The following is a 5239-nucleotide window of genomic DNA, read 5'->3' on the forward strand; positions in this document are numbered from 1 at the left end:
ACTTTAATTAAAGTGAGCGGCTTTTTTGTGCCCTGTGATTAACCACAAGACACTTCTACATTAAAACTTGTAGTTGTACTGAGCGCCAATAAGTACTGCATTACCTTCTGACTCAAACTCAAATCCATCTTCTTCAAAGTTCTGAGTTTTACCACGGATAATACTTACACCAAGATCAACGTTAGAGCTTTGATCAATTGTGTAGTTACCACCGAATGAGAACCAAAAACGATCTGTATCTGGGATAGAGATCGACAGGTGATCTTGTGATACTGGAGACTGATCAAATGCTACACCAGCACGAAGTAATAAATCTTCGTTATATTGGTAATCTGAACCAACAGCGAAACGGTATGAATCAGAGAAGCTTTCATCTTTATTAAATGCGCTAAATTTATCGCCAGTTGGAGCTGTAACTTGTGCTTCTAATGAATCAAAGCTACTCCAACCTGTCCATAAAATACTGTAATGAAGACCAAGTTTTTCATCTAACTGATGAGAACCTGAAAATTCAGCTATTGCAGGAAGTGTTATTTCAACAGAACCAGGTAATTCAGTTCCATTTAATCCACCAAAAGCTGTTGGTATTTGATTCGAGTAATCACCTTCGAATGTAATATCTGTTTCTGTACGATAATTAAAACCAAAACGGCTGTTATCATCTAGCTGATACATTAAACCAACATTTAAAGCGTAACCTGTATCATCACCTTCCAAGTTCACAACTTCAGTGCTTGAAGCAAATGGTAAACCAGAGCCAGCATGACGCACAATAGTTGCATCAGCGTAAATTACGTTTAAGCCAATACCATAGCTAAACTTTTCAGTAACTTTATAAGCAACGCTTGCATTTAAGTTAACGGTGAAGATTTCTGTTTTACCAGCAATCTGTCCTGCTGAGTAGTCATCGTCAAAGTCTGTTGATAAACCAAAGTTAGAAAATGCACCAAAACCAAGCGATACTTTATCGTTGTAAGGCATAGTAAAGTAAGCTGCTGGTACCACTGCACTTGGTGCAATGCTATCGTCATCTAATGAAGATTGATCAATACCAGTTGGCGCGCCTTCACCTTCTAAGCTTACATCTGGGATTACGCCAATAGCAGCAACACTTAGTTGCTTTTCTTTAAATAAAGTCATTAGTGCAGGGTTACGTGCAACTACAGACGCGTCGTCTGCGATAGAAGCTTCACCAGCGTATGCGCGGCCTAAACCCGATGCATTTTGCTCTGATAATTGAAACGCAGCTGCAAAGCTATCAGCTGAAACAAATGCAAGCGAAGCTGCAATAAGGGTTTTAGAAAATTTCATTGTTGAGTCCTTAACCAAACTGACTGTCTGGGTACTATGTGTGTTGTTATTAGGATTTAAAACGTGATTACACTACCTTAATTTTTTGTAAAAAACTCTATGAATACGTCAAAAGACAGTAAAAAACATGTTTTTTAACGACATTTTAACAACTATTTAAAACTCATCGGATGAGAAGTGTGGTATTAGAGTAAACACTCTAAATGTAATTAATTATCATTTAGATTGACTTAAAATTAGTAGCAACTTACACTCATTATAAAATCGCAATGGAAGTAAAACTGTGATCATTTTATTTATTATTACAGGGCTAATATTTTGTGGGGCGAGTGTGTTTTGCTTTTACAAAGCAAACTACTGCGCATGTACCCAAGCAGGACAATGCGATAACCCCGTAAACCATTATTGGTTAGGGGCAATGTTAAATGCGTTGATCTCTTTAGCGCTGTGTTGTTTTGCATTGCACGTAGAGCTAGGCACTTTGTTATGGTTAACACTGATGGGAAATTGCTTTTTGGGTGCGTTTATTTCTGCAAAACAAACTAAAAAAAGGCAATGCAGTAAAACTAGTTCAACAAATGCTCTTTTAGCAGGCGAGACAAATTAATCTGATAATCTAAGGGCTTAACACTTGATAGTATTTTAAGCTCTTGGGTGTGCTCACTTAAATCGATGTCTTTCGGTGTAACATGATGATTGTGCTTAGCATTATAAAATAGCTTAATTTTAGGTTTAATAGGATTTAATACGTTCCCTTCAAGCACTAAGGCTAAACGTTCATTCGTTAATTTTACAATAGTTCCTACCGGATGAACCCCTAAACACTTTATAAAACGCTGTACTAACTCACCATCAAACAATTGCTTATTGGCTAATAAGTACCGCAATACGTTGATTGGTTCATCACCATCTTGATGCATTCTATCGGCAGTCATTGCATCGTACACATCTACAATTGCCATTATACGCGCTGGACGACTTAACTTCTCTGCCTGTAGGCCTCGCGGATAACCAGAGCCATCTAAGCGCTCATGATGATTCACTATCATATCAAGCATAAGGGGTGTTATACCCTTCTCGCCTTTAACTAAACCCAAACCTTGAGCTACATGCTTTTTAATCGCTAAGAGCTCATTATTAGTAACCTTAGTTGGCTTTGAAAATATACCCTGCGGTAATTTAGCTTGGCCTAAATCATGAAGTAACGCGCCCATGGCAAGCTCTTGCACAACAGCCATTTTGTACCCTAAGTATTTAGTAAATACAGCGGTAAAAATGGCGCAGTTGATCATATGCCGCCAGTTATAGCTGTGTTTATCTTTTATACGAGTAAGAATAGTCATGGCGTTGGCGTTACGAAAAACTGAGCTGACTATTTCGCTGGCTATTTCATCAAGCACTTTTATATTAACACTCAGGCCAGATGTTAAGTCACCGTATAACGACTGTAGCTTTCGGCCATGCTGATCGTAATTGACACTCGCTTTAGCAAATTCTTGTTCAATTGAGATTGCTATAGGTGTTTTTTCGGCTTTTTGCTGGCTATTAGATGTTTTAGGTTTGCTTTGAGGCTTATATTTGGCAGGAACTGGGGCATCACCTTTAGCAAAATCTATAAGCAGCTCAAGCACCCCTTCAGAGACTAAACGCTTAATAATAGATCTATCGCGCACTAAGCCACTGGTCTTAATTTTTATGCTATTGATCCCTTCATGTTGCTTAGTAACGCTATCAACATACATACCAGGAGTAAGCTCAGATACGGGCAAAGTAATTAGCATAAAGGCGGGATTTTTCTATTAAGGAATATGTACCTTAAATAGCATTAATTAAGCCTAAAAGTCTAGTTTTTGAGTTGTAAGTAGTTATATATAACTAAAAGCATTATTTACAGCCCTATTTGAGCTGCATTGTAATTCTGATTATTTTACTTTTTAATAATTAAACGCTTTCATCTCAACTACACTAAATTGCTTATCACTAAAAAGCAGGTGATTTAGCTATAAAATTTATCTAATCATTATAAAAAAGCGAACTTTATTAACCTTTCTTGAACATAATATTGTTTTGCCTCGGTCTCAATATACACAGCACTTAATAACAACTGCTTTAAATTCTTAAGAGTACTAATATATGACAAAACTAAACCACCCCGTATCAAACCTAAGTGTGGCTGCAATAAACACAGCCTCGCCTTTGGGTCATATATTAAAAGCAGCCGCTCCACTGCTCGATAGCTTATTAGGTATAAATAAACTGCGTGATATATACCTCTCTAATAATTTATCGGGTTTAGATAAGCAGGAGTTTAGTGAAAAGCTTTTAAATGTATTGGGTATTAATGTACTTGGCGCACAAAGTGTTATTAACAAAATACCTAAGCAAGGCCCTTGCATAGTAGTATGTAACCATCCTTATGGCATGATTGAGGGCGTAATAATTGCCAAATTACTCACCCATTATCGTAGCGATACTAAAGTAATGGCTAACGTTGGTTTAAAAATATTTACAGAAATTAAAGATTATTTTATTTTTGCTAATCCACTAAAACCAAAAGCAGCCATTAATACCAGCGCAATTAAACAGTGTTTTAGTCATGTTAAAAATGATGGCCTACTTGTGGTTTTTCCTGCTGGCAGGGTTTCGTTTTTTCAATCAAAAAAACAACGTGTAACCGACGGTCAATGGAATCGCTTAGCGGCTCAACTAGCCTTAAAAACACAAGCCCCTTTATTACCTGTGTTTATTAGTGGTCAAAATAGCCCTATGTTTTACAATTTGGGACGTATTTACTACCGATTTAGATTATTAATGCTAATACGTGAATTACTTAAAATTCAAAAAAGGTCCATTAATTTAGGTGCTGGTAATTTACTTACACCCAAGTTATTAAATAAATTTGAGAAAACTGACGACATTAACGATATTGCACGCCTGCTTTGCTATTTAAACGATGAACGCTTTGTAACACCTTGGCAAGACGATGCCCAGTCAATGCAACTAAAAGCGATTATGCAGGATGTTGATAAAACAAAAATGACGAGTGAACTTGCTAGCTTACCAAGCGAGCAGCACTTATTAGACTTTAAAAGTTACTCCGTTTATTACGGTTATCAAGATCAAATACCTAATTGTGTTGCTGAAATAACACGCCTTAGAGAAATAACCTTTCGTACATTAAACGAAGGAAGCGGCGAGCCATGTGATACCGATAAGTTTGACGCAACCTACATGCATTTATTTATTTTTGATCATAAAAATGAAGAGATCATTGGAGCTTATCGAATTGGACAAACTGATTTATTACAAAAAAATAGCGACGTGAGCGCCCTTTATTTATCGCAAATGTTTAATTTTGAACCCTCTTTTATTAATCAACAACAGCCGTGCTTGGAAATGGGTCGCTCGTTTATAGTTCAAAAACATCAAGGCAGTTACCATGGCTTATTACTGCTATTTAAAGGGATCGGTGCGTTTATGGCGCAAAACCCACGTTATAGGACTTTATATGGCACTGTTTCATTAAGTAAGCTTTACGACCCTCGTTCTGTCGCAATTATTGACCATGCAATGGTTAATAATAAACAAGGTGTTAGCGCCAATACGCCTTTTAATAATAAAATTCATCCAGAGTTTGAAGACTTCATTAGTGATCACACGTTAAACATAGATCATGTATCAACATTGGTTATGGGAATAGAAGAAGACAAAAAAGACATACCAATTTTATTAAAGCAATATCATAAGCTAGGCGCTCAATTTCATTGTATGGGAATTGACAGTAACTTTAATCACACCCCAGGATTACTTTTAAGTGTGCACCTACCAAGTGCGCCTGAAAAGCTACTTAAGCTCTACCTTGGTGATAAAAAAGATGATTATATAAATCACTCATAATTTTCATCTGCTGTATTAATACTGCAGATGA

The 5239-nt window shown here is 36.7% G+C and carries 4 protein-coding genes; 2 read left to right on the forward strand and 2 right to left on the reverse strand.

Going from position 1 to position 5239, the window contains the following annotated elements; all coding sequences use genetic code 11:
- Positions 1 to 60: 60 nt before the first annotated feature.
- On the reverse strand, positions 61 to 1311 hold the full coding sequence (locus GQR46_RS15600) for an outer membrane protein transport protein (protein ID WP_024592249.1): 1251 nt from the start codon (positions 1309 to 1311) through the stop codon (positions 61 to 63).
- Positions 1312 to 1594: 283 nt separating this feature from the next.
- Here GQR46_RS15600 and GQR46_RS20700 point away from each other — a divergent pair, with 283 nt between their 5' ends.
- Positions 1595 to 1918 (forward strand): hypothetical protein, encoded by a 324-nt coding sequence (locus tag GQR46_RS20700; RefSeq protein WP_024592106.1) that lies wholly within the window; start codon positions 1595 to 1597, stop codon positions 1916 to 1918.
- On the opposite strand, the gene GQR46_RS15610 is transcribed toward GQR46_RS20700, so the two are convergent.
- Positions 1878 to 3092, reverse strand: a complete 1215-nt coding sequence (locus tag GQR46_RS15610) for an HD domain-containing phosphohydrolase (protein WP_165741411.1) — start codon at positions 3090 to 3092, stop codon at positions 1878 to 1880. The genes GQR46_RS20700 and GQR46_RS15610 overlap by 41 nt on opposite strands.
- 352 nt (positions 3093 to 3444) lie before the next feature.
- On the opposite strand from GQR46_RS15610, the gene GQR46_RS15615 reads away from it, so the two are divergent.
- Positions 3445 to 5208 carry a GNAT family N-acyltransferase gene (locus GQR46_RS15615; RefSeq protein ID WP_165727263.1) on the forward strand — a complete coding sequence of 588 codons (1764 nt, stop codon included), beginning with the start codon at positions 3445 to 3447 and terminating at the stop codon, positions 5206 to 5208.
- Positions 5209 to 5239 lie beyond the last annotated feature (31 nt).

Source organism: Pseudoalteromonas sp. Z1A6 (assembly GCF_011378745.1).
GTDB classification, from domain to species: domain Bacteria; phylum Pseudomonadota; class Gammaproteobacteria; order Enterobacterales; family Alteromonadaceae; genus Pseudoalteromonas; species Pseudoalteromonas arctica.